The sequence below is a fragment of the Nostoc sp. NZL genome, from assembly GCF_015714705.1.
Classification (GTDB): Bacteria; Cyanobacteriota; Cyanobacteriia; order Cyanobacteriales; family Nostocaceae; genus Nostoc; species Nostoc foliaceum_A.
This window is the reverse complement of record NZ_WBKL01000067.1, coordinates 16,630-36,226: the sequence shown is the minus strand read 5'-3', so window position 1 is coordinate 36,226 and position 19,597 is coordinate 16,630. Positions and strand designations below refer to the sequence as shown.

Genomic DNA, 19,597 nt, shown 5'->3' with positions numbered 1-19,597 from the left:
ACTTGGAAGATACTAATGTATCAGGACAAAGACTAATTTCCCTAATATTATTAATCTCACTTGCCTATACAGCTGCAACTATATCTGGTCAAAAAATTAAACGCATGGGTGTTCAAAAATATGTTGGGCGAATTAAAGAATCCTTAAGGATTGTTCGACGACATAGTAGTTTTTATATTGGTCTTTATGGCGACAATTGGATCAATTTCATGGAAAATTCTTATGAGTTAGTCACTGAATTATTGAGATTAAGTCCTAATAAGCGTAAGTACTACCAACAAGGAGAGAGGGCTATGAGGCTTATTCTATCTGCATCCTAGCCCTTTTTGTAGCCCCGCAAGCCTTAGCACTCTATGACCTTCGCAAACAAAATGTAGTAGTTGACGATCCTAATTCATCCGATCCAAATGACCAAATTCAAACCGGAGAACAAACAAGTCGCGGAATTGAGTTTGACATTGCTGGTGAAATTCTACCTGGTTGGAAGGTGATAGGTTCCTATGCATATACAGATTCTTTTGTCAGCAAGGATACCTCTGGTTTTGAAGGGCAGCGTCGAGATAATGTACCAAAAAACACCGCTAGCTTGTGGACAACATACGCATTTCAACAAGGGAGTCTCCAAGGATTTGGCTTAGGTTTAGGAGTTTATTTTGTTGGCGATCGCTTTGGAGATTTAGACAATAGCTACATCTTACCAAGTTATGTCCGCACAGATGCTGCCTTATTTTATCAGCGCGACACTTGGAAAGCAGCTATTAACTTGAGAAATATTTTTAACACAGAATATTTCTTAGGTTCAGATGGTGGACGCTTACAGGTTCAACCAGGTACACCTTTTTCTGTTTCAGGAACATTCTCAATAGAGTTCTAAAGTTTGTTCCTAGCTTCACTTTAATTGAGCAGATACTACAGTTAATTACACTTTTTAACCATTTAAGAGGTAATTGTTTAAACCAAATTTCATCCAATTACCTCACTACTTCAACTCCATTCGATTAAAAGCCATGAAACTACGCAAATCTATCTTGAGCTTGCATCGATACGTAGGAATTTTGGCAGGTATCCTGTTAATTATTATCAGTTTAACAGGGAGCCTCTTAGTCTTCCACGAAGAAATTGACCAGTTTTTTAATCCCCAATTGCTGCGGGTAACTCCACAAAATATCTCCCCAAAATATTGTTGAAGCGGTTCAAAAGCTTTACCCAAACCTCAAAACCCATCGCATCACCGCACCACACCAACCTGATGGAGTTTACACGGTGATGATGGTATCGCCACAGGATAAATCTACAGATGTTTATGTCAACTCTTACACTGGAAAAATTCTTGGTTCTCGTCCTTGGGAGCAAACAGTTATTGGATTTTTGATTACACTACACGTTTACTTATTTGCCAATGACATCGGTGGACAAGTGGTTGGTATCTGCGGCATTATTCTGCTGCTGATGGGTATAACTGGGATTATCCTGTGGTATCGGCGAGGACACATTGCTCAAAGTTTGACAATTCGCTGGAATGCACCTTGGCATTTACTTAACTACGACTTGCACAAAGTTGGCGGTATTCTTTCAGTTGTTGTTTTGAGCCTCATCGCCTTTACTGGGAGTGTTATGGTGTTTTGGACTCCAGCGGAAAATGCAGTTTACTGGTTAACTAACACCAAAAAACCTGTGGAAGTTACATCCAAAGTTGTTTCAGGTGTTTCACCAATGGGAATTGATGCGATTTTGACAAAAGCCCAAGCTGCTTTACCAGAAGCCAAAATTTATAAATTCTTTCCCGCGAAAAAACCAGAAGATACCTTTAACGTTTGGATGCATTTCCCTCAAGAAAACGAATTTAACAAAGATCCTTACCTTTATTTTGATCAATACACAGGCGACATTTTACGGTTAGATAATCCCAAGCAAGGCTCACTTGCTAACCGGATTATGAAAGCACAGTACACTCTCCATGTCGGTCATTATGGCGGAATAGTGACAAAAATTGTATACACCTTGATTGGTCTGAGTCCGCTTGGTTTATTCGTTACAGGTGTAATTCTCTGGCGAAATCGTCAGTGGGTAGAAGCACGACGCAAAGCTTCAAGGGAATTGGTGAAAAAAACGAGTTCTACGGTTGGGTGATGAGTGTCTACAGTCCCTAGCTTTGTCCTCAGACATTGCGCTTTCATCTTCTAACCTAGAAATAGCGCTTTGAATTTGTAATTAATCTTAACCTTTGGTTGTAAAAAATAAGCGCTACCATAAACGCTCAATTGGATATGCATCAAAAATTTTATCAGCACTCAATATAGGTAGATTTTCTGCGAGTGCTTGTGCAATTAAAATTCGGTCGAATGGGTCACGGTGATGTAAAGTTAATGTGGCAACAACAGCAACATGGCTAATTTTGATGTCAAGTAACCTAAAATAGTTGTGGTTGAGTTGCTGTGTGATGAATATCTCGAATGGCTGATTGAAACTAAGCTTTCCTAAATTCTGTTTAATCGCTATTTCCCATAGACTAGCGATACTTAGCAAAATTTCATTATTTTCATCATTAATTAACTCTAGTACTCGATTACTAAGTCTTGAATTGTCAGTCACATACCAAATAAAAGTATGTGTATCCAACAGTAATAACGTAAGTTGCTAGTTAGTGCCACAGAATGGTATCAATAAGATACAAAAACTCCATTTTTTAGTATTTAAAAATACTAAACTTTAGATATTTTTACTTAAAAATAAGCGTTTTTTGATAACTAGCAACTTGGGTTAATATCATTCCATATATTCCTTAAAATCTTCGAGTGGTTCATCAAAATCATCAGATATTGTAATTAAACCCTTTGCGCTTCCAGGTTGACGGCGGTGTTTAAGTGGCGAGATAGGAGTTAACTTCACCAAAGGTTGATTATCTTTGATGATAATAATTTCCTCACCACTGAGGGCTGCTTCAATTAAGTCAGGTAAATGTTGAGATGCTTCAGCTAGAGTAATTTGCTGCATAGTTACCACCTTTGGATATAAAAATCAGGTGCTACCACTATCCTAACTTTGAATGCTCAATTAGGTCAGAGGAAACCAATTTAACCAAGCGTCCCAATTTTCTACTATTTGGGCAAATTCTGTATAACCACCTGCTTGAGGATGAACACCATCATTAGCTCTTGCTTCATTAATCCAGATGTTTGATTTTTCTAATATCGAAAAAACATCTAAATAAGGTATATTCAATTCATTGCAAATTAAAGCAAACTGTTTACATAAATCAGTATTTCTGTTCCTTCTTTGGCTATCTTCTGGTTCTGCGTATGATGCTATACCAATCATCAAAACAGGATATAACTTTTGAGCTTCACTTAAAATTTCATAGGCATTTTTGATAGAATCGACCAAATCTACGCGAGTTTTACCATTTTCTACTGTTGTGTCATTCAATCCAAAAGAAAACACAACTCTGCCATCATATTCTTTGGGTAAACGCAGTGATACTTCCTGTAACCAACGCTTTGCTATATCAGTACTCGTATCACGCCTAATTCCTAAATTATAGTAAGTAATGTCATAACCTTTTTTATTAGCATTTGCACATACTCTCCCTGTCCAACCAAGACATTCTGAGTCGCCAGTGCCGTTAACGAAGGAGTCACCAACAAAACAAATTCTTACTTCTTGTAGCATTATTACTCTCTTAAAAAACGTAGAGGCACATAGAGAATAACTCCACGCCCCTCTGTGTTTCAAAAAAAATCTAATAAATAGGAGAGGCAGATAATTCTACCTCTCCTATGGGGATAAACTAACTATTTAAAGCTTGCTAGCTTTAGTATCTGTTGGGTTTGTGAACCAAAAAGCTGAGAACTTGGCACTGCTTGATGTTGTCAAAACCTACAACACGAATATAGCTACCGTTAAATTGAGAACGGCATCCTTGAACTTCGCTCAATACTTCTTGAGTAGATTTAGCACCGAACAAAGGCAGCTTCCACATTGTCCAATATAATTCTGTTGGCTCAGAAGTTTCGTTGAACTCGATCGCTGGAATGTAACCTTGGTTCAAAATGTATTGAATCTGCTTGGCAATTTGAGCGTCAGACAGGGGGGGCAGGTAAGAAAGGGTTTCGTAACGACGCTCTTTTGGTAAAGTTTGCATAGCTTTTGATAATGGGTTGCGATTTTTACTACTAGGTTGACCGAACTAATTGGATAAGTTATCCAAATTCTGATCTGAAGTTGTTTGCTGTTCTGGTTGCAGACTGGGGTTAGATGTGTCTATTCGTGTAATGCGTTCTAGATGCTGGCGACGCTGTTCCATGTTGGCTTGCTGAATGCCAGTGCGAACCATTTCCGGTAAAAATTCTGCAATTTCTTCCGCAATGTGTTCTCTGACAGTCATGATTCGCAAAGCCAAATCTGGTTTTTCTTGCAACAGTTGCTCAATGTATGACTCACCATTTTGAATTTTGCCAGACGAAAAGTTATGCAGCCAAAGTTCTAATGGAGGATTCGTTTCGCCTAGCTGTGCCAATACTGTCCTTAGAGCCTGATAAGTCAGATAGCTTTGGAGAGTTTTGGCTGTGTCCTTCGCAATTTGCTTAAGATTCATGCTTGACCCCAGCCCTGAAGAGTTATGAGTTATGAGTTATGAGTTATGAATTAATGCAAATCCTAACTCTTAACTCTTAACTCTTAACTGTTAACTCAGATCAGACGGTATCCATTGCTTCAAACTCGAACTTGATTTCTTTCCACAGTTCGCAAGCAACAGCTAGTTCAGGAGACCACTTGGCAGCTTCGCGGATGATATCGTTACCTTCACGAGCCAAGTTGCGGCCTTCGTTACGAGCTTGAACAACGGCTTCCAAGGCAACGCGGTTAGCGGTTGCACCAGGAGCGTTACCCCAAGGGTGACCCAGAGTACCACCACCGAATTGTAGTACGGAGTCATCACCAAAGATTTCTACCAGCGCGGGCATGTGCCATACGTGGATACCACCAGAAGCAACTGCCATTACACCAGGTAGAGAAGCCCAGTCTTGGGTAAAGTAGATACCACGAGACTTGTCTTGCTCAATGTAGTTTTCACGCAACAGGTCAACGAAGCCCATTGTGATGCCGCGCTCACCTTCCAACTTACCAACTACTGTACCAGTGTGGATGTGGTCGCCACCAGATAAACGTAGAGCTTTAGCCAATACACGGAAGTGGATACCGTGGTTCTTTTGACGGTCAATTACAGCGTGCATAGCACGGTGAATGTGCAGCAAGATACCGTTATCACGGCACCAACGAGCCAATGTGGTGTTGGCGGTGAAACCTGCGGTGAGGTAGTCATGCATGATGATGGGCATTTTGAGTTCTTTAGCGTACTCAGCCCGTTGCAGCATTTGTTCGCAAGTAGGAGCGGTGACGTTTAGGTAGTGACCTTTAATTTCACCGGTTTCTGCTTGAGCTTTGTTGATAGCTTCAGCTACGAACAAGAAGCGATCGCGCCATCTTTGGAATGGTGCGGAGTTGATGTTTTCGTCGTCTTTGGTGAAGTCCAAACCACCGCGTAAGCACTCGTATACAGCACGTCCGTAGTTCTTAGCGGAAAGACCCAATTTGGGCTTAATGGTACAACCCAGCAAAGGACGACCGTATTTGTTTAACTTGTCGCGCTCAACTTGGATACCGTGAGGAGGCCCTTGGAAGGTCTTGATGTAAGCTACTGGAAAGCGAATGTCTTCTAGACGCAGTGCCCGCAGAGCTTTGAAACCAAATACGTTACCTACAATTGAGGTCAATACGTTGGTTACAGAACCTTCTTCAAACAAGTCCAGAGGATAGGCAACGTAGCAGATGTACTGGTTGTCTTCGCCGGGAACTGGTTCGATGTCATAGCAACGACCTTTGTAGCGATCTAGGTCGGTGAGCAAATCTGTCCACACAGTTGTCCAAGTACCTGTGGAAGATTCAGCCGCAACAGCCGCACCTGCTTCTTCGGGAGGAACACCAGGCTGAGGTGTCATGCGGAACGCAGCTAGAAGATCGGTATCTTTTGGTGTGTAATCGGGTGTGTAATAAGTTAGTCTGTAATCTTTAACCCCGGCTTGATACCCAGACTTGCTCTGAGTCTTCGTTTGAGCGTAAGACATATTTTATCCTTCCCTGAAATCACTCTTAATTAATTATCAAATCACGTTTTGTGCAACTTCCCCTCACCCCGCTCTTTCCCCCCTTGAGCGAGGGGAAGATCAGGAAAAATTTTTGTTAGGGGTTAACTTTGGCAGAGGTTAGCAGTTTTTGTGCGGCGGACACTTTGGTAGCGGTGGTAGCCCTCCTCACCAGTGTTCTCCCCTTCTAGGGGTACACGACCTAGCGCTTCTACTGTTCCCTCTTCCTACGAATCAAAATTCTTTTTTACCTCTTCTTCGCACCCGACTAAACCTTCTCAATTTCACCAAAACTTCCGTTTTTTGCGGATTGATTTAGATAATTCCCCCACAAATCGGGGTATTCAGGGGATTGGGCTGGCTGGCACACATTCCCGCCTCTACACTCCTTCTATCTTGACCGTTGTTGGAAAAGATACCAGAAAAGAATTTACTTGACACAGATTTAGCAGAGTGATGAACGAAAGATAAAAAATTGCACACCACGTAATTTGTAACTTGTTTCACAATATATCAAGAATTCGATAAGTTATTCTTTGAAAGTTTTTAACTTATCTATTTAATTTTGTTATTACATAAAGATTTAAACATTTTGTTACAAAAGCTTTACAAGGTGTCATCAATAACTGTAAAGAAGCTTTTGGGGAGTGGGGGAAGCAGGGGAAGAATTTCCAACTCTTGACTAAATGACCAATGACTAATGACAAATTTGAGAAAAATTCCAGATGACGTTTAAAAAAACCCAGCTAGGGGAACACTGAAATTAACCCAAAGCCAGTTTAGGTAACGGCTATAGGTAGTGTCTCCAAAGGAAATTTCACCGTGGTATTGTTTTGCAAGCGTACTAGTTTATTGATTACTTCCATCTTGCTGGGGTTGATAGCTTTGCCAAATATGGGATGGGCGCAAAAAACCCCTGACATTAATTCATCTGATCTAACCCCCGCTTACCCACCTTCTGCACCGCCACCGCGAGTAGAACCTTTACCCAATGAGCGGGGAGTGCAAGAAAATTCGCCAGAAACTGATTATCGGGTTGGTAACTTACTGGGAGATGTTACAGGTAATCTTTGGGTAGGTTCTTGGCGGGGATTATCGCGGATTGATCCTAAAACCGGCAAGATTATTTCCCGTGTTAGTTTACCGAATGTTGCCATTGGTGCTTTAGCTCAAGACAAAGTAGGACGTTTGTGGGTAGGAAGTTATGAAGGACTGTTCCGAGTAGACCCCCGCACTAGTGAAATCACCGCGCAGAATTTATTTTTGCCTTCTAAACGAGTGTTGTCACTGTTACTTGACAAACGGGGTTATTTGTGGACTGGAACCGATAGCGGTTTAGCCCTAATTAGTCCCGACCAAGGCTTGATTATGACGACATTAAAAAATCTGCCTGGTGTCAGCGCCAACACCCTGACTTTAGATGCTGAAGGTCAACTGTGGGTTGGCACCCTTGATGGATTGGTGCGGGTAAATACTGCTAGTGCTGCGATTATGAAGCGAATAACCAATTTACCAGGCACGACTGTCCAAGCTTTAGCTATTAGTCCAGAAGGATTAATTTGGGCCGGAATGCCAAATAATTTGCTAGTTATTAACCCAAAAACTGGGGCAGTGTTGCGCTCTGTGACTCGTTTGCGTGGGCGTGACGTGACAGCAGTACGTTTTGCCAAAGATGGTAGTGTCTGGGTCGGGACTAACAATGGTTTGTTACGATTAAATCCAAATACAGGAGCTGTGTTAGATGCAGAAGTTGCTGGACTTCCTTCTAGTCGGGTTCTAGCCCTTGCACCTGACATTGGCAATAAATTATGGATCGGCACTAGTCAAGGTCTAGCTTGGTTAATGCCCAAAACGGACAGTGCAAAACCCCATATTGCTTTCAGTCGCGCCGTGAAGTAGGGACTAGGGGACAGGTTACAGGGTACAGGGGACTGAATTCTTTCTGATAGCCCATCACTTATCACTTATCCCCTATTACCTATCCCCTATCCCCTATCCCCTAATTAAAAATGGCAATCACTACCCAGCAATTAATTCAATGGAAACAACAGGGACGTTCAATTGTGGCGTTGACCGCCTGGGATTATGCGATCGCTCAACTCCTCGACGCAGCTGGTGTAGACTTAATCCTCGTGGGTGACTCTATGGCAGTGGTCCTAGGGTATGAAACAACACTGCCAATAACTTTGGATGAGGTAATATATCATGCCAAAGCTGTGCGCCGTGGGGTTAAACGTGCATTATTAGTTGTAGATTTACCATTTTTGACGTATCAAGAAAGTCTCCAGCAAGCAATGCATTCAGCTGGGCGAATACTGAAGGAAACGGGCGCTCAAGCGGTAAAATTGGAAGGTGGCTATCCAGCGATCGCAGAAACTGTGGCTCGTTTGGTACAAGCTGGAATTCCGGTAATGGGTCATGTAGGTTTGACACCGCAATCTGTACATCAACTCGGTTTGCGACAACAAGGGAAAACCCAAGAAGCGAGTGAGAGGATTTTACAAGAAGCGATCGCTCTCGAACAAGCAGGTGTATTTTCTCTAGTTTTAGAGCATATACCCGCAGATTTGGCAATGCAGATTACACAAAAATTGAGTATTCCGACAATTGGTATCGGTGCAGGAACTCACTGCGATGGACAGGTTTTAGTTACCTCAGATGTAATCGGACTTGCCGAGAAGCATCCACCATTCGCCAAGGTTTACACCAACTTGCGGGAGACGATTACCAAAGCCGTGCAAGATTATGCCGTGGAAGTGCGCGATCGGAAATTTCCATAAGTATGGAATTTATTATCAAAAAATACAAGAAGCTGACGAATAGCTAGTTTTCCACCTGGGATAATTTATGCAATCAGAGAGCAGCACATTATAAAATTGCTGAAGTTCAAAATTGTGCTACAACATCCAGAGTGAAAACTGACAGCATATTCTATCGCTTATTTCAAGAATTCCCCAGTATCTTCTTTGAACTGATTGGCAATCCTCCTGAAACTGCAAATACCTATCAATTCTCTTCAGTTGAAATAAAACAAACTGCCTTTAGAATAGATGGTGTATTTCTTCCCACTCAAGACGAAGAAAATCCGATTTATTTCGTTGAAGTTCAATTTCAACCAGACTCAGATATTTATTTACGCTTAGTTTCGGAAGTATTTCTCTATTTGCGGCAAAAGAAATCTCAAAATTCTTGGCGAGGAGTGGTGATTTATCCCAGAAGGAATATAGATACTGGGGAGCGACAAGATTGCTACGAATTCTTCAATAGTGATCGTATTAGTATAATTTACTTGGATGAACTAGGTGAAGCTGCATCACTCCCAATAGGTATTGCTACCATCAAATTAGTAATTGAAAATGAAGATACAACTATTACTACCGCCAAAGAACTAATTAACCGTACTAAACAAGCGGTAAATTTGCAACTGCCACAAAAACAATTACTAGAATTAATAGAGACAATCCTGGTTTATAAATTGCCTAATATAAGTCGAGAGGAGATAGAGGCGATGTTTGGGTTAAGTGAGTTGAAGCAAACACGGGTTTATCAAGAAGCTAAAGAAGAAGGCAAAGAAGAAGGTAAACAAGAAGGTCGTTTTGAGGCAAAATTAGAAGCTGTACCTAAACTGCTAGCACTGGGTTTAAGTGCGGAACAGATATCACAGGCGTTAGATTTGGATGTTGCACAAGTCCAGCAAGCAGTACAGCAAAAGCCTCTCAAGGAATAAGTTCAAACAAGCAATGTCTGGCGACAATCCGCTTTTTGTCTAAGCATCTTAGGTTAGCCTAATTGCTGTTGTTGTATTTACAGAAGTAGTGATGAGTTAGCCTGTTTTTATTTAATTTTACTTCTGTGATGCTGGTGGATACTTATGATATAGGAACTAAAAATTTAACTATGGAACAACAACCGATACAAGTAATTGGAGGTGGACTAGCTGGAACTGAAGCTGCGTGGCAAATAGCCCAAGCAGGAGTGCCAGTAATTCTGCATGAAATGCGTCCAAAACGCTTCAGTCCTGCTCATCATACAGAAGATTTGGCAGAATTAGTTTGTAGTAATTCCTTTGGGGCAATGGCAAGCGATCGCGCGGCTGGATTATTGCACGAAGAATTACGTCAACTGGGTTCTATCGTCATCTCGAAAGCTGATGAACACGCCGTTCCTGCGGGTGGGGCGCTAGCGGTAGATAGGGGACAATTTGGCCAAGATTTGACTCAAACCTTAGCACATCATCCTTTAATTGAATTCCGCCGGGGTGAAGTGTCTGCGATTCCCGAAGGAATTGTGGTTTTGGCAACTGGGCCTTTAACTAGCCCCGACTTAGCAGAAGATTTACGCCGCTTTACTGGGATGGAATACCTCAGCTTTTTCGATGCGGCTAGTCCGATTATTGTGGGAGAATCGATTAACCGTGACGTTGCCTTTATGGCATCACGTTATGACAAAGGTGAAGCCGCTTATCTCAACTGCCCAATGAATAAAGAGCAGTATTTGCGGTTTCGAGAAGAACTTTGTAAAGCTGAACAAACAGAACTCAAAGATTTTGAACGGGAAACGGCAAAATTTTTTGAAGCTTGCTTACCCATTGAAGAACTAGCACACCGGGGGGAAGATACCATGCGCTATGGCCCCCTAAAGCCAGTGGGATTGTCAGATACTCGCACAGGGGAACGTCCTTATGCTGTGGTGCAGTTGCGACAAGAAGATAAAGCCGGTCAACTGTGGAACATGGTAGGATTCCAAACTAACCTGCGCTGGGGTGAGCAAAAGCGAATATTTCAGCTAATTCCAAGTTTGGAAAAGGCGGAGTTTGTGCGGTTGGGAGTGATGCACCGCAATACTTTTATTAATGCTCCTCAGCTAATGCATCCTACTTTGCAATTTAAAGAGCGTCCGACATTGTTAGCTGCTGGACAGTTGATTGGTACTGAAGGCTATACCGCAGCGGCTGCGGGTGGCTGCTTGGCGGGAATTAATGCAGCGCGGCTAGCTTTGGGTAAAGAAGCTTTGGTTTTACCAGCCACAACAATGATGGGTGCGTTATTTGAATTTATTAGTTCCGCTTCGCCGAAGCATTTCCAACCAATGCCGCCCAACTTTGGGATTTTCCCCGAATTGGGTGCAAAAATCAAAAGTAAACAAGAGCGTTATGGACGTTACCGCGATCGCTCTTTAACCGATCTAGCAAGCTGGAAAGCTAATAATTAATGGGTATTGGGAATTGGCAAAGAATTTAACTTTTAATCTTTTGCCCCTATTCTCCCCCATTCCCTATTTAATAAAACTTCAAATAGGTTTATTATCCTTTAAATTCTTTTGCAAAAATTTAGGTAAGGTATATGGCTGATATTGTTGATATTGCTGTTACATCTGAGTCCTTCAAAACACTGGTAGCGGCTGTACAAGCTGCTGGTTTAGTAGAAACATTAAAAAGTCCTGGCCCGTTCACTGTCTTTGCGCCAAATGACGATGCTTTTGCTAAGTTACCAGCGGGAACTATCCAGACCCTGTTACAAAATATTCCCCAGCTAACGCGAATTTTAAAGTATCATGTCGTTCCAGGAAAGCTGCTACAGGCTGATTTGGCAGAACTCGGCACGGTTAATTCTGTGGAAGGTTCACCTATTAAAATTCATTCTTTAGATGGTTTTGAAGTTAAAAATGCCACAGTTTTAGCAGCAGATATCGAAGCTGATAATGGCGTGGTACACGTTATCGATACCGTGATTTTACCGGGTTAATTCAGCTAGGGTGGGTGTTTTCCACCCTACTTATCCAAAATCTTTATAATTAACTAACTATTGAGTAGTATCAAAACGCAACTTAATATTTTAATTTATGTTATGTTTGCAATGTGATTACTCACTCACCTGTTAATGTAAATTTAGTTATTTTAAAATAAATTAAGTTCTTAAAAAGCTAACATCTATCCCAACAAAATGAATGCTCGATTTTAACACCTTAGTAGAGTTCTCTCGTGGTAACTGCATAAGTATTTGTGCGTTTCTCGTACCAGCGAACTTGCTTGTCACAATTTTAACAATGGGTCTGGTAGCCTTACGTCGCCCATCACATCAAGTGTGGCAATCTGCTGGAATTGCCAGCTTTTTCGCTTCTGTAATGATCCTGCATGTATATACCTGGTTCATGATTGGCGTGGTGATGGCTCCCACTTACATCTTGCTGTGGCTAGCAATTACGTGTTTGGTGACTAATTTGGGAGCAATTCTTTTTCAAAGACGTTACAGTAACAGCGCTAGTCTTTCCAGCAACGTCTGAAATCTATACTTACTCTCCACGACATCAGGACGTTAAAAAAGACTTTGCGCTTTTCTGCCTATCGGGCGTCTATAGGTGATCTTTTCAGAACATCATCATTTGACGCCTCTCCATTCATGCTCAAGGATGGCATATAGCTAAGAGTCTCGCTATTCTCCCCTAATCCAATGGTGTTCTCGCAAAGACCCTTCCTGCTGCATTCCGATTATCTGCAAAACTCGTTCTGAAGCAATGTTTTCTGGGTGACAAGTTGCAAAGAGGCGGATTCATTTGGGAAATTCTGCACGTAACTGATTGACTACCCGATCTAGTCCCACAGAATGGGCGGCTTTGAATAATAAACGATCGCCTGCTTGCACAAATGCCTTCAACCTAGCCACCAACTCGGCATGAGTTGCAAAACACTCCGATGGCACACCCTCGGCACTAAGAGCGATCGCTTCGGCATCTTGTCCATCTACCAAAACCAACAAGCCGTCTAAATTCAACTTTTTCACTGTTTCTCCCACTCGCTGGTGCAATTGTTGCGATCGCTCTCCCAATTCTTTCATTGCACCTAACACGGCAATCTTTCGCTTTCCGGGTGTGTCTGCCAATAATTGCAACGCTGCGATCATAGCTTCTGGTGCAGCATTATAAGTTTCATCTAAAATTACCACATCGTTGGGTAAGGTAAATCGCTGCGATCGCCCTGTGGGCATATCCACCATCACACCTGCTTTGAGGCTTGCCCAATCAATTCCTAACACCTTTGCTACCGCTAAAGCCGCCAAGAAATTAGTCGCATTGTGACGGCCAGGTAAAGGTAGAGGTAGTTGGATTCCGGCAACTTCTACAGTCTCGTTATCAATTAATTGCCCTTGGATATCTCCACCAGAAAAACCGTAAGTTAAAACTTCTCCGTGCCAAAATTTTGCTGCTGTGGCTATTAATAGAGGATTATCGTAGTTGAGAATTGCCACACTATCAGCAGCCATTTCAGCTAACAATTCACATTTTGCCTGAGCGATCGCTTCTTCGGAACCGAGTAACTCAATATGTGCCGTCCCCACATTGGTAATCACTCCAATTGTTGGACGCGCTATTTGCGTCAGTTCGGCAATTTGTCCCCTACCCCGCATCGCCATTTCAATCACGGCGTAGTCATCTTCTGCGCCAAGTTCTAGGAGAGTTTTCGGGACACCGATTTCGTTGTTGTAATTTCCATAAGTTTTGTGAACTCGTCCCTTTGTTGCCAAAACTGCCGCAATTAATTCTTTGGTTGTAGTTTTACCCACGGAACCTGTTACGCCAATTACAGGAATGTTAAAGCGATCGCGCCACCATCTGCCAATTTTCTGATACGCCTGGAGGGTGTCTTTTACCTGCAATACCGGAAAACCGGGATTTTCGTATTCAAAATCCACAATGGCAGCTAAAGCACCCTTTGCGATCGCAGTTGCCACAAATTCATGTCCATCAAACTTCTCACCTCGCAAAGCTAAAAATACTTCACCCGGCTTTAGAGAACGGCTATCTGTTTGGATACCGCGACTTACTTGTGTTAAAGCAGTTTCAGATAAGTTTATCGGACTAGCTAAAAGAACTTCAACCAGTTGGGTTAGGGTGGCAGAACAACGCATAAGTAATTTTCAATTTAAAGTTCAAAATTATAAAATCGAATTATGACACAAGACTGCATTGAACAACAAGATTTGCGACTTCTTGAAAAAGGCACGAATCTAATACCATTTCTTTGTGAGGCTGCGCCAAACCCTTTTAACTTCTTTCTTTGTGTCCTTTGTGTCCTTTGCGGTTCGTTTTTCTTTCTTTTACTTAGGTTTAGCGCATCTTCATACAGAATTGGTATAAGTCTAGTCACAATAACACCAAAAATAGTGCCAAAGAAGTTTAACTCCTTTGGCACGCTTTGTTTATAAGCTATTTATATAGTTTAATTAAGCATATATTTTATCGCCCTATCCCCGGTTTTTAATTAAAATTACTTGCACAATTTGTATTGCTATCTTACTAGAAATACCTAAAGCTTGATATAAATCATTTAAGAAGTTTTTTTCTTCTTCAGCTACGATACCTTCAGCTAAGACTAAATCAGTCGCTACTGCAAAAGCCGCTTCTCGCAAGTCTTGAGATAAAGAATCTTTGGCTGCATTAAATAAAGTATTAAAACCATCTCCTTGGAGAAGACCTAAGATTTTCTCAAACAGACTGTTCATCATCTCATGAGGATAACTTTTAAAAAGTTTCATCCGAGACAGCACAGAAGTGATAGAATTTGCTTGCTCAACAGAAAGGGAACCGTCTGACGCTGTTGCCATCAAGATAATGACAGCGAAAGCTTCCGCTGGATTGAGTGCTGTTTGGGTTTGGCTTTCTGTGCCCAACACAGCGTCGAATAGACCCATTGTAGTAACTCCTTGCTTAGGGTCTCAATAGCGCTACAGTTAGCTGTATGTTTGATGGATTTCCAGCTAAAGCTGCAACGCTGTGAGACTTTCATGCTTTAGTGTTCCCAAGATTTATTCACGGCGAACACTTGCACCCAATGGTTTTTGGCAAGAACTACACTGCCATTTATAAACTTAGCGTTCTCCTGCCTTTTCTATTGTTTCAATTACCGCCAAACCTATACCAGAAGCTGCTATTAACAGTACTCCTGACAACAAATAGGCATTGGTCAGCATCCGTAAAGCTTCATCGAAAAAAATGTAGGTGGTCATTGCTTCACCTTTTGAAATTTGTGCTGCTAGTACTTTTTATTTCTCCACACACCGATAGGTGAATTTCGTTGAGAAACTGCTAGCAATTGCATCTTAACAAAACTTTAGCTCTTTCAGAACACTATTCAAACTTTTTATTTCTGAAGATTTGATGAATTTTAGAAAGCCTTTGTAAAAGAAATTACTTAGGTTGAGTTGAGAGCATAAGTTGTTTCACCCTAAATTTACGTAAAAATAGTTGTTAAATTAGTCAACTAACTCACAAAGAATCATGACAATAAATATGCATAAATTGCCTATTTTTACAGATTATGTTGTGAAATCCAAAGGAAATATACAAGAAGATTCCCGGTTTCTGGAGAAGTCGGGAATCTGAGCTACAAATCAAATAGGATTACTCTGATCTCAGTGCATATACGAAAGTTAGCCAATTATTAATTCCGAGATTTTACCTAAAAAAAAAGAAAGTACCTAAATTGACATCCTCTCACCACTACACTGACAAGGGTTAGCGAAAGATTCCAACATAATCAAAGATTATGGCGAGAGCCTTCTCATTGAGTTAGGTAAACACTGTTCAATTGTCGCTACGACTGATTGAGAAAGAGAATCAAAGTCGTAACCACCTTCTAAGCCAAACAGAATTTTACGAGTTATCCCTAGACAATAATCAGTAAATAAAGCGTAGTCTTCTGGCTGCAAATTGATACTTGCTAAAGGATCTGCGGCATTGCCATCATAACCAGCACTTACAATCAGCAAATCCGCTTGAAAGTTGGCTAAAAACGGTACTACCTGTTTTTCAAATAGTGGCTGATATATTGCAATATCACTACCAGGGGGTACAGGTAAATTTAAGACATTATTATGAAAACCGCGTTCTGCCGATCTTCCAGTACCGGGATAGCAGGGATACTGATGTAGAGAACAGTAGGCGATGCGTGCTTCAGTTTCGACGATTGCCTGAGTACCATTACCGTGATGCACATCCCAATCGAGGATGGCAACGCGGTTAATTCCGGGTTGTTCGAGGGCAAATAAAGCTGCGATCGCAGCATTAGAAAATAGGCAAAAGCCCATTCCTGCATCACTTTCTGCATGGTGTCCTGGGGGACGCGCTAGTACAAAAGCCGGATTAGCCGAATTTAACACAGCCTCAACTCCATCCAACCATGCACTGACTGCCAACAATGCCACATCATAACTACGCGGGGAAACTGGCGTATCTCCATCCAAAGGACCGCCGCCACTAGCAGCGATTTGCCAAAGTTTTTTGATGTAGTCTGGGCTATGCGCTCTAACCAACATAGACATCAGTGATACTTGTTCTAATGCCGGTGTGGGCGATCGCCAGGCAATTTTATCTGCGAATGTAGCTGCTTTTAGGGCAGTAGCGATCGCTATCAAACGTTCTGGTCTTTCGGGATGGTATTTTCCAGTCTTGTGATCTAAAAATTCGTCGGAATAGATGACTGGCAGCATAGGACGAAAAAGGTTGGCAGCAAGACGATGAATGCTATTGTATCGTCACTAGTACAAACAGTTCCTACTAGAGCATTGGTCGTTTACTTTCGAGGATTTCTGTTGCTTTCTGGGCAGAAAGCGGGCGATAGAATAGAAAACCCTGTACATCCTCACAGTTGATAGATTTTAAAAACTCCAACTCCTCTTCCTTTTCTACCCCTTCGGCTGTCAACTTCAATCCCAAACTCTGGCCCAAGGTAACTATGGCCCTAATAATATGAGCTACTTTGACATCCACGGTCAAATCTTGAATGAAAGATTTATCTATTTTTAGATTGTGCAGGGGCAAAAGCTGTAGGCGCGAGAGCGAGGAATGACCCGTACCAAAGTCATCAATGGAGATATGAACACCCATCTGCTGGAGATTTTGTAACACGCTTCTGGTAAAGTACAAATCCTCAATCGCTGTGGTTTCGGTAATTTCTAATTCTAAAAAGCGCGGTTCCAGCCCCGTTTGTTCTAAAACTGTAGCTACAATCTCCACCAATTTAGGTTGGCGGAACTGCTTAAGAGAAAGATTAACAGCGATCGTCATGGGTGGCAATCCGGCATCTTGCCATACTTTATTTTGGCTACAAGCCGTCCGCAGCGCCCATTCGCCGATGGGGATAATTAATCCACTTTCTTCGGCAAGGGGAATAAAAACACTGGGTGCGACCAATCCCATTTCTGGGTGTTGCCAACGCAACAAAGCCTCCATACCAGTAATTTCTCCTGTGGCAATGTTCACACGAGGCTGATAGTACACCTTAAATTCTTTGCGTTCTTGGGCATAGCGCAAGCTCTTTTCTAAAGTCAGGAGTTCAGGATTTTTGGCGCTCAGGGAAACACTGTAGAATTGGTAGTTATTCCGTCCTTTGTCCTTGGCGTAGTATAAAGCGGCATCTGCGTGCTGGATTAGCGTTTCGACATCAGGACTGTTGTTATCAAACAACGCAATACCAAGGCTAGCAGTCACATAAAGTTCATGCCCTTGGAGATGGAAAGCATCCTCTAAGGCTTGTAAGATTCTATCCGCCACCAGGGTTACCTCTTCAATATCATTCACTCGCGGGAGTAAGATAGTGAACTCATCACCTCCCCAACGGGCTACAGTATCTCCGCCTCTGAGTGAGTCTTTTAATCTTTGAGCAACGCTTTGTAACAATTGGTCTCCCAAAGTGTGCCCCAGAGTGTCATTAATGACCTTGAAGCGATCCAGGTCGACGAAGATCACAGCTAAACTTTCACCATTCCGAGTAGCGTTAGGCAGAGTTTTACTGAGCAGTTCATTAAATAGTAAGCGATTGGGCAACCCTGTCAGCACGTCATGAAGAGCTTGGTAGCGAATCTTTTCTTCTACTTGCTGACGCTGCCGCGCACCAATGATACTGGCCGCCATCGTCAAAAGGGTAGATTCTTCGTGCTTTGACCAATGGCGCTCAAAGGTGCAGTCTGCCAAGCCAAGGTAACCCCAGCACTCTTTCTCCAACCGGAGAGGTACCAGGAGAAGGGATTTAATGCCATCTCGAATCAACAATTCTTGTTCAGCGACAGGAAATGTTTGGGTGATTCCGCTAATCGACTGGCCGCTAGAAAGAACAGCGTACCAACGAGCTAATCCAGAAGCTTGATAAGGCTGATTCTGCCAATGCTGGTGCGTAGGTTCAATAAAGGAGTGCGTCCATTCAAACCGTAGGCTGACTGCTATTTCCCCTGTAGCAGGATGGGGATGGTTCTGAAAGAGATAGGCACGATCTGCTTTGGCTGCTTCACCCACTATAGCTAGAGCTCGATCAATACCAGTTTCGTAATTCATTTCCCCTAGCAAATAATTGGCAGCTTCTGCAACTGCTTGTAACAAGCGATCGCGCTGGCGCAGTTCGGCCGTGGCTTGTTTTTGCTCTGTAATATCCCTAATAATAAAAGTTCTAATTAAATCACTTTCAGGAAGGTAGAGAACGGATTGTTCAAAAACTTCTGTACCTACTTCTACCTCCCGCACAAAAGATTTTTTTTCTAGATTGTTAACTTCAATTAGAAGTCCTGTTAAAATCGGGTGTTTGGTTCCAACTTCCCTGAGTTTGGGAAACTTGAGAGCTGCAGCTGGATTGAGATAAGTCACTGTTCCCTCGAAATCCATCTCAATAATTGGATTGGGGATAAGTTCAGGGAAGGATGCTAGGCGAGCTAGGGCAGACTCACTCGCTGCTTCAAAGCTGGGATCGATAGCTAGGGTTTGAAAAGGATTGGCAGGGCTGGCTTGCTCTGATAGGAAACCAGATAAGTCTTCAACATCACAAGATTCTGAAAATGCTTGTTCTGAAATGTTGGAAATAGCATAATATTTAGCTTGAGCTTGATTACTGCCAAAGGCAATAACATCTCCATTTCTGAGATTATGGGAGAAGCATTTACTACCATTAACAAATAAGCCATTAGTACTCCCTTTCCCCTTGTAGTTGCCATCAATAATCTGAAAGCCGTATTGGTCAGTCTCTGGAACAGTTACTCGGAATAAAATTGCATGTTGCATTGATACTGACCGGGAAGCTAAGACAATAGTGTTTGCAGGATGCCGTCCCAGAGAATAAGTAGTCTCTTGCAAGGGGACAGTTCGCCGCCCTTGCAGGTCTTGAATGACCAAAAGATGACGTATTTTTTCCCGCTCATTTCCTAGCATGGCTGTTCCTCAAATTCTCATATTTTTATGTCTTAGTCTGAAAAATAATACTCTCAGAGGTGGAGCCTGAAAGTCTGAACTTATGGGAAAATTAGTTCAATCAAATTTATCACCGTCTATGATTCCAAAAGGGGTATGAAGGTACAAACTAGCCCTTCTCTTCATGGTCAACTTTCTGGAATGAGATGGCTAATTGTTTAATCAGTTTTTGCGGTAGAAGGTCTAGCTGTTTTCTCCACTCATACATTAGTTATAAACTTTGCTCC

The 19,597-nt window shown here is 42.1% G+C and carries 20 protein-coding genes and 1 pseudogene; 10 read left to right on the top strand and 11 right to left on the bottom strand.

Annotated elements, in window-relative coordinates; all coding sequences use genetic code 11:
- The 4 genes and pseudogenes from F8R90_RS09765 to F8R90_RS09750 form a co-directional block, all read left to right on the top strand.
- A pseudogene (locus F8R90_RS09765) lies at positions 1 to 320 on the top strand (IS4 family transposase); the annotation flags it as partial.
- Positions 308 to 874: a TonB-dependent siderophore receptor gene (locus F8R90_RS09760; protein WP_196510584.1), complete on the top strand. Its 567-nt coding sequence runs from the start codon at positions 308 to 310 to the stop codon at positions 872 to 874. The pseudogene F8R90_RS09765 and the gene F8R90_RS09760, both read left to right, overlap by 13 nt.
- 133 nt (positions 875 to 1,007) lie before the next feature.
- Entirely contained in the window at positions 1,008 to 1,187 is a 180-nt protein-coding gene (locus tag F8R90_RS33400) for a PepSY domain-containing protein (RefSeq protein ID WP_196510580.1), read from the top strand.
- A complete protein-coding gene (locus F8R90_RS09750; protein ID WP_331000631.1) occupies positions 1,165 to 2,130 on the top strand; it encodes a PepSY-associated TM helix domain-containing protein in 966 nt (321 codons plus the stop codon). Before F8R90_RS33400 ends, F8R90_RS09750 begins: the two co-directional genes overlap by 23 nt.
- Positions 2,131 to 2,244: 114 nt before the next feature.
- Here the strand turns inward: F8R90_RS09750 and F8R90_RS09745 are convergent, their stop codons facing one another.
- The 6 genes from F8R90_RS09745 to F8R90_RS09720 form a co-directional block, all read right to left on the bottom strand.
- On the bottom strand, positions 2,245 to 2,622 hold the full coding sequence (locus F8R90_RS09745; RefSeq protein WP_196510583.1) for a type II toxin-antitoxin system VapC family toxin: 378 nt from the start codon (positions 2,620 to 2,622) through the stop codon (positions 2,245 to 2,247).
- A gap of 144 nt (positions 2,623 to 2,766) precedes the next feature.
- The gene (locus F8R90_RS09740; RefSeq protein ID WP_196510578.1) at positions 2,767 to 2,994 is read right to left on the bottom strand and encodes a type II toxin-antitoxin system Phd/YefM family antitoxin; all 228 of its coding nucleotides are present in this window, start codon (positions 2,992 to 2,994) and stop codon (positions 2,767 to 2,769) included.
- Positions 2,995 to 3,054: 60 nt separating this feature from the next.
- Positions 3,055 to 3,669: a GDSL-type esterase/lipase family protein gene (locus tag F8R90_RS09735; RefSeq protein WP_196510577.1), complete on the bottom strand. Its 615-nt coding sequence runs from the start codon at positions 3,667 to 3,669 to the stop codon at positions 3,055 to 3,057.
- Positions 3,670 to 3,811: 142 nt separating this feature from the next.
- Positions 3,812 to 4,141, bottom strand: a complete 330-nt coding sequence (locus F8R90_RS09730) for a ribulose bisphosphate carboxylase small subunit (RefSeq protein WP_012410539.1) — start codon at positions 4,139 to 4,141, stop codon at positions 3,812 to 3,814.
- Positions 4,142 to 4,186: 45 nt separating this feature from the next.
- Positions 4,187 to 4,594, bottom strand: coding sequence for a RuBisCO chaperone RbcX (gene rcbX / locus F8R90_RS09725; RefSeq protein ID WP_196510576.1), 408 nt, complete (start codon positions 4,592 to 4,594; stop codon positions 4,187 to 4,189).
- Between the two features lie 100 nt (positions 4,595 to 4,694).
- Entirely contained in the window at positions 4,695 to 6,125 is a 1,431-nt protein-coding gene (locus F8R90_RS09720) for a form I ribulose bisphosphate carboxylase large subunit (RefSeq protein ID WP_163930558.1), read from the bottom strand.
- 840 nt (positions 6,126 to 6,965) lie between these two features.
- Here F8R90_RS09720 and F8R90_RS09715 point away from each other — a divergent pair.
- The 6 genes from F8R90_RS09715 to F8R90_RS09690 all read left to right on the top strand — a co-directional run bounded on the left by F8R90_RS09715 (position 6,966) and on the right by F8R90_RS09690 (position 12,425).
- A complete protein-coding gene (locus F8R90_RS09715; protein ID WP_196510575.1) occupies positions 6,966 to 8,042 on the top strand; it encodes a ligand-binding sensor domain-containing protein in 1,077 nt (358 codons plus the stop codon).
- A 110-nt stretch (positions 8,043 to 8,152) separates the two neighbouring features.
- Complete coding sequence (gene panB / locus F8R90_RS09710) at positions 8,153 to 8,923, top strand: 3-methyl-2-oxobutanoate hydroxymethyltransferase (protein ID WP_196510574.1); 771 nt, start codon at positions 8,153 to 8,155, stop codon at positions 8,921 to 8,923.
- 131 nt (positions 8,924 to 9,054) lie between these two features.
- Positions 9,055 to 9,870: an Rpn family recombination-promoting nuclease/putative transposase gene (locus tag F8R90_RS09705; RefSeq protein ID WP_196510573.1), complete on the top strand. Its 816-nt coding sequence runs from the start codon at positions 9,055 to 9,057 to the stop codon at positions 9,868 to 9,870.
- Positions 9,871 to 10,040: 170 nt separating this feature from the next.
- Complete coding sequence (gene trmFO, locus F8R90_RS09700) at positions 10,041 to 11,354, top strand: FADH(2)-oxidizing methylenetetrahydrofolate--tRNA-(uracil(54)-C(5))-methyltransferase TrmFO (protein WP_196510572.1); 1,314 nt, start codon at positions 10,041 to 10,043, stop codon at positions 11,352 to 11,354.
- Positions 11,355 to 11,485: 131 nt separating this feature from the next.
- Complete coding sequence (locus F8R90_RS09695) at positions 11,486 to 11,887, top strand: fasciclin domain-containing protein (RefSeq protein WP_190889844.1); 402 nt, start codon at positions 11,486 to 11,488, stop codon at positions 11,885 to 11,887.
- Between the two features lie 202 nt (positions 11,888 to 12,089).
- Complete coding sequence (locus F8R90_RS09690) at positions 12,090 to 12,425, top strand: hypothetical protein (RefSeq protein WP_196510571.1); 336 nt, start codon at positions 12,090 to 12,092, stop codon at positions 12,423 to 12,425.
- Between the two features lie 266 nt (positions 12,426 to 12,691).
- On the opposite strand, the gene F8R90_RS09685 is transcribed toward F8R90_RS09690, so the two are convergent.
- The 5 genes from F8R90_RS09685 to F8R90_RS09665 form a co-directional block, all read right to left on the bottom strand.
- Positions 12,692 to 14,047, bottom strand: a complete 1,356-nt coding sequence (locus tag F8R90_RS09685) for a UDP-N-acetylmuramoyl-tripeptide--D-alanyl-D-alanine ligase (RefSeq protein ID WP_196510570.1) — start codon at positions 14,045 to 14,047, stop codon at positions 12,692 to 12,694.
- 336 nt (positions 14,048 to 14,383) lie between these two features.
- A complete protein-coding gene (locus F8R90_RS09680; protein WP_196510569.1) occupies positions 14,384 to 14,830 on the bottom strand; it encodes a tellurite resistance TerB family protein in 447 nt (148 codons plus the stop codon).
- Positions 14,831 to 15,007: 177 nt separating this feature from the next.
- Complete coding sequence (locus tag F8R90_RS09675; RefSeq protein WP_190889848.1) at positions 15,008 to 15,145, bottom strand: hypothetical protein; 138 nt, start codon at positions 15,143 to 15,145, stop codon at positions 15,008 to 15,010.
- Between the two features lie 537 nt (positions 15,146 to 15,682).
- Positions 15,683 to 16,627 carry a histone deacetylase family protein gene (locus F8R90_RS09670; RefSeq protein ID WP_196510568.1) on the bottom strand — a complete coding sequence of 315 codons (945 nt, stop codon included), beginning with the start codon at positions 16,625 to 16,627 and terminating at the stop codon, positions 15,683 to 15,685.
- Positions 16,628 to 16,694: 67 nt separating this feature from the next.
- Positions 16,695 to 19,331 carry an EAL domain-containing protein gene (locus tag F8R90_RS09665; RefSeq protein ID WP_196510567.1) on the bottom strand — a complete coding sequence of 879 codons (2,637 nt, stop codon included), beginning with the start codon at positions 19,329 to 19,331 and terminating at the stop codon, positions 16,695 to 16,697.
- Between the last annotated feature and the right edge of the window lie 266 nt (positions 19,332 to 19,597).

Excerpts from the sequence above, each read along its gene's own strand:
- F8R90_RS33400 (WP_196510580.1), top strand. The coding sequence starts at position 1,008 with ATGAAACTACGCAAATCTATCTTGAGCTTGCATCGATACGTAGGAATT.
- F8R90_RS09740 (WP_196510578.1), bottom strand. The coding sequence starts at position 2,994 with ATGCAGCAAATTACTCTAGCTGAAGCATCTCAACATTTACCTGACTTA.
- F8R90_RS09735 (WP_196510577.1), bottom strand. The coding sequence starts at position 3,669 with ATGCTACAAGAAGTAAGAATTTGTTTTGTTGGTGACTCCTTCGTTAAC.
- F8R90_RS09730 (WP_012410539.1), bottom strand. The coding sequence starts at position 4,141 with ATGCAAACTTTACCAAAAGAGCGTCGTTACGAAACCCTTTCTTACCTG.
- rcbX (WP_196510576.1), bottom strand. The coding sequence starts at position 4,594 with ATGAATCTTAAGCAAATTGCGAAGGACACAGCCAAAACTCTCCAAAGC.
- F8R90_RS09720 (WP_163930558.1), bottom strand. The coding sequence starts at position 6,125 with ATGTCTTACGCTCAAACGAAGACTCAGAGCAAGTCTGGGTATCAAGCC.
- panB (WP_196510574.1), top strand. The coding sequence starts at position 8,153 with ATGGCAATCACTACCCAGCAATTAATTCAATGGAAACAACAGGGACGT.
- trmFO (WP_196510572.1), top strand. The coding sequence starts at position 10,041 with ATGGAACAACAACCGATACAAGTAATTGGAGGTGGACTAGCTGGAACT.
- F8R90_RS09695 (WP_190889844.1), top strand. The coding sequence starts at position 11,486 with ATGGCTGATATTGTTGATATTGCTGTTACATCTGAGTCCTTCAAAACA.
- F8R90_RS09690 (WP_196510571.1), top strand. The coding sequence starts at position 12,090 with ATGCTCGATTTTAACACCTTAGTAGAGTTCTCTCGTGGTAACTGCATA.
- F8R90_RS09685 (WP_196510570.1), bottom strand. The coding sequence starts at position 14,047 with ATGCGTTGTTCTGCCACCCTAACCCAACTGGTTGAAGTTCTTTTAGCT.
- F8R90_RS09680 (WP_196510569.1), bottom strand. The coding sequence starts at position 14,830 with ATGGGTCTATTCGACGCTGTGTTGGGCACAGAAAGCCAAACCCAAACA.
- F8R90_RS09675 (WP_190889848.1), bottom strand. The coding sequence starts at position 15,145 with ATGACCACCTACATTTTTTTCGATGAAGCTTTACGGATGCTGACCAAT.
- F8R90_RS09670 (WP_196510568.1), bottom strand. The coding sequence starts at position 16,627 with ATGCTGCCAGTCATCTATTCCGACGAATTTTTAGATCACAAGACTGGA.
- F8R90_RS09665 (WP_196510567.1), bottom strand. The coding sequence starts at position 19,331 with ATGCTAGGAAATGAGCGGGAAAAAATACGTCATCTTTTGGTCATTCAA.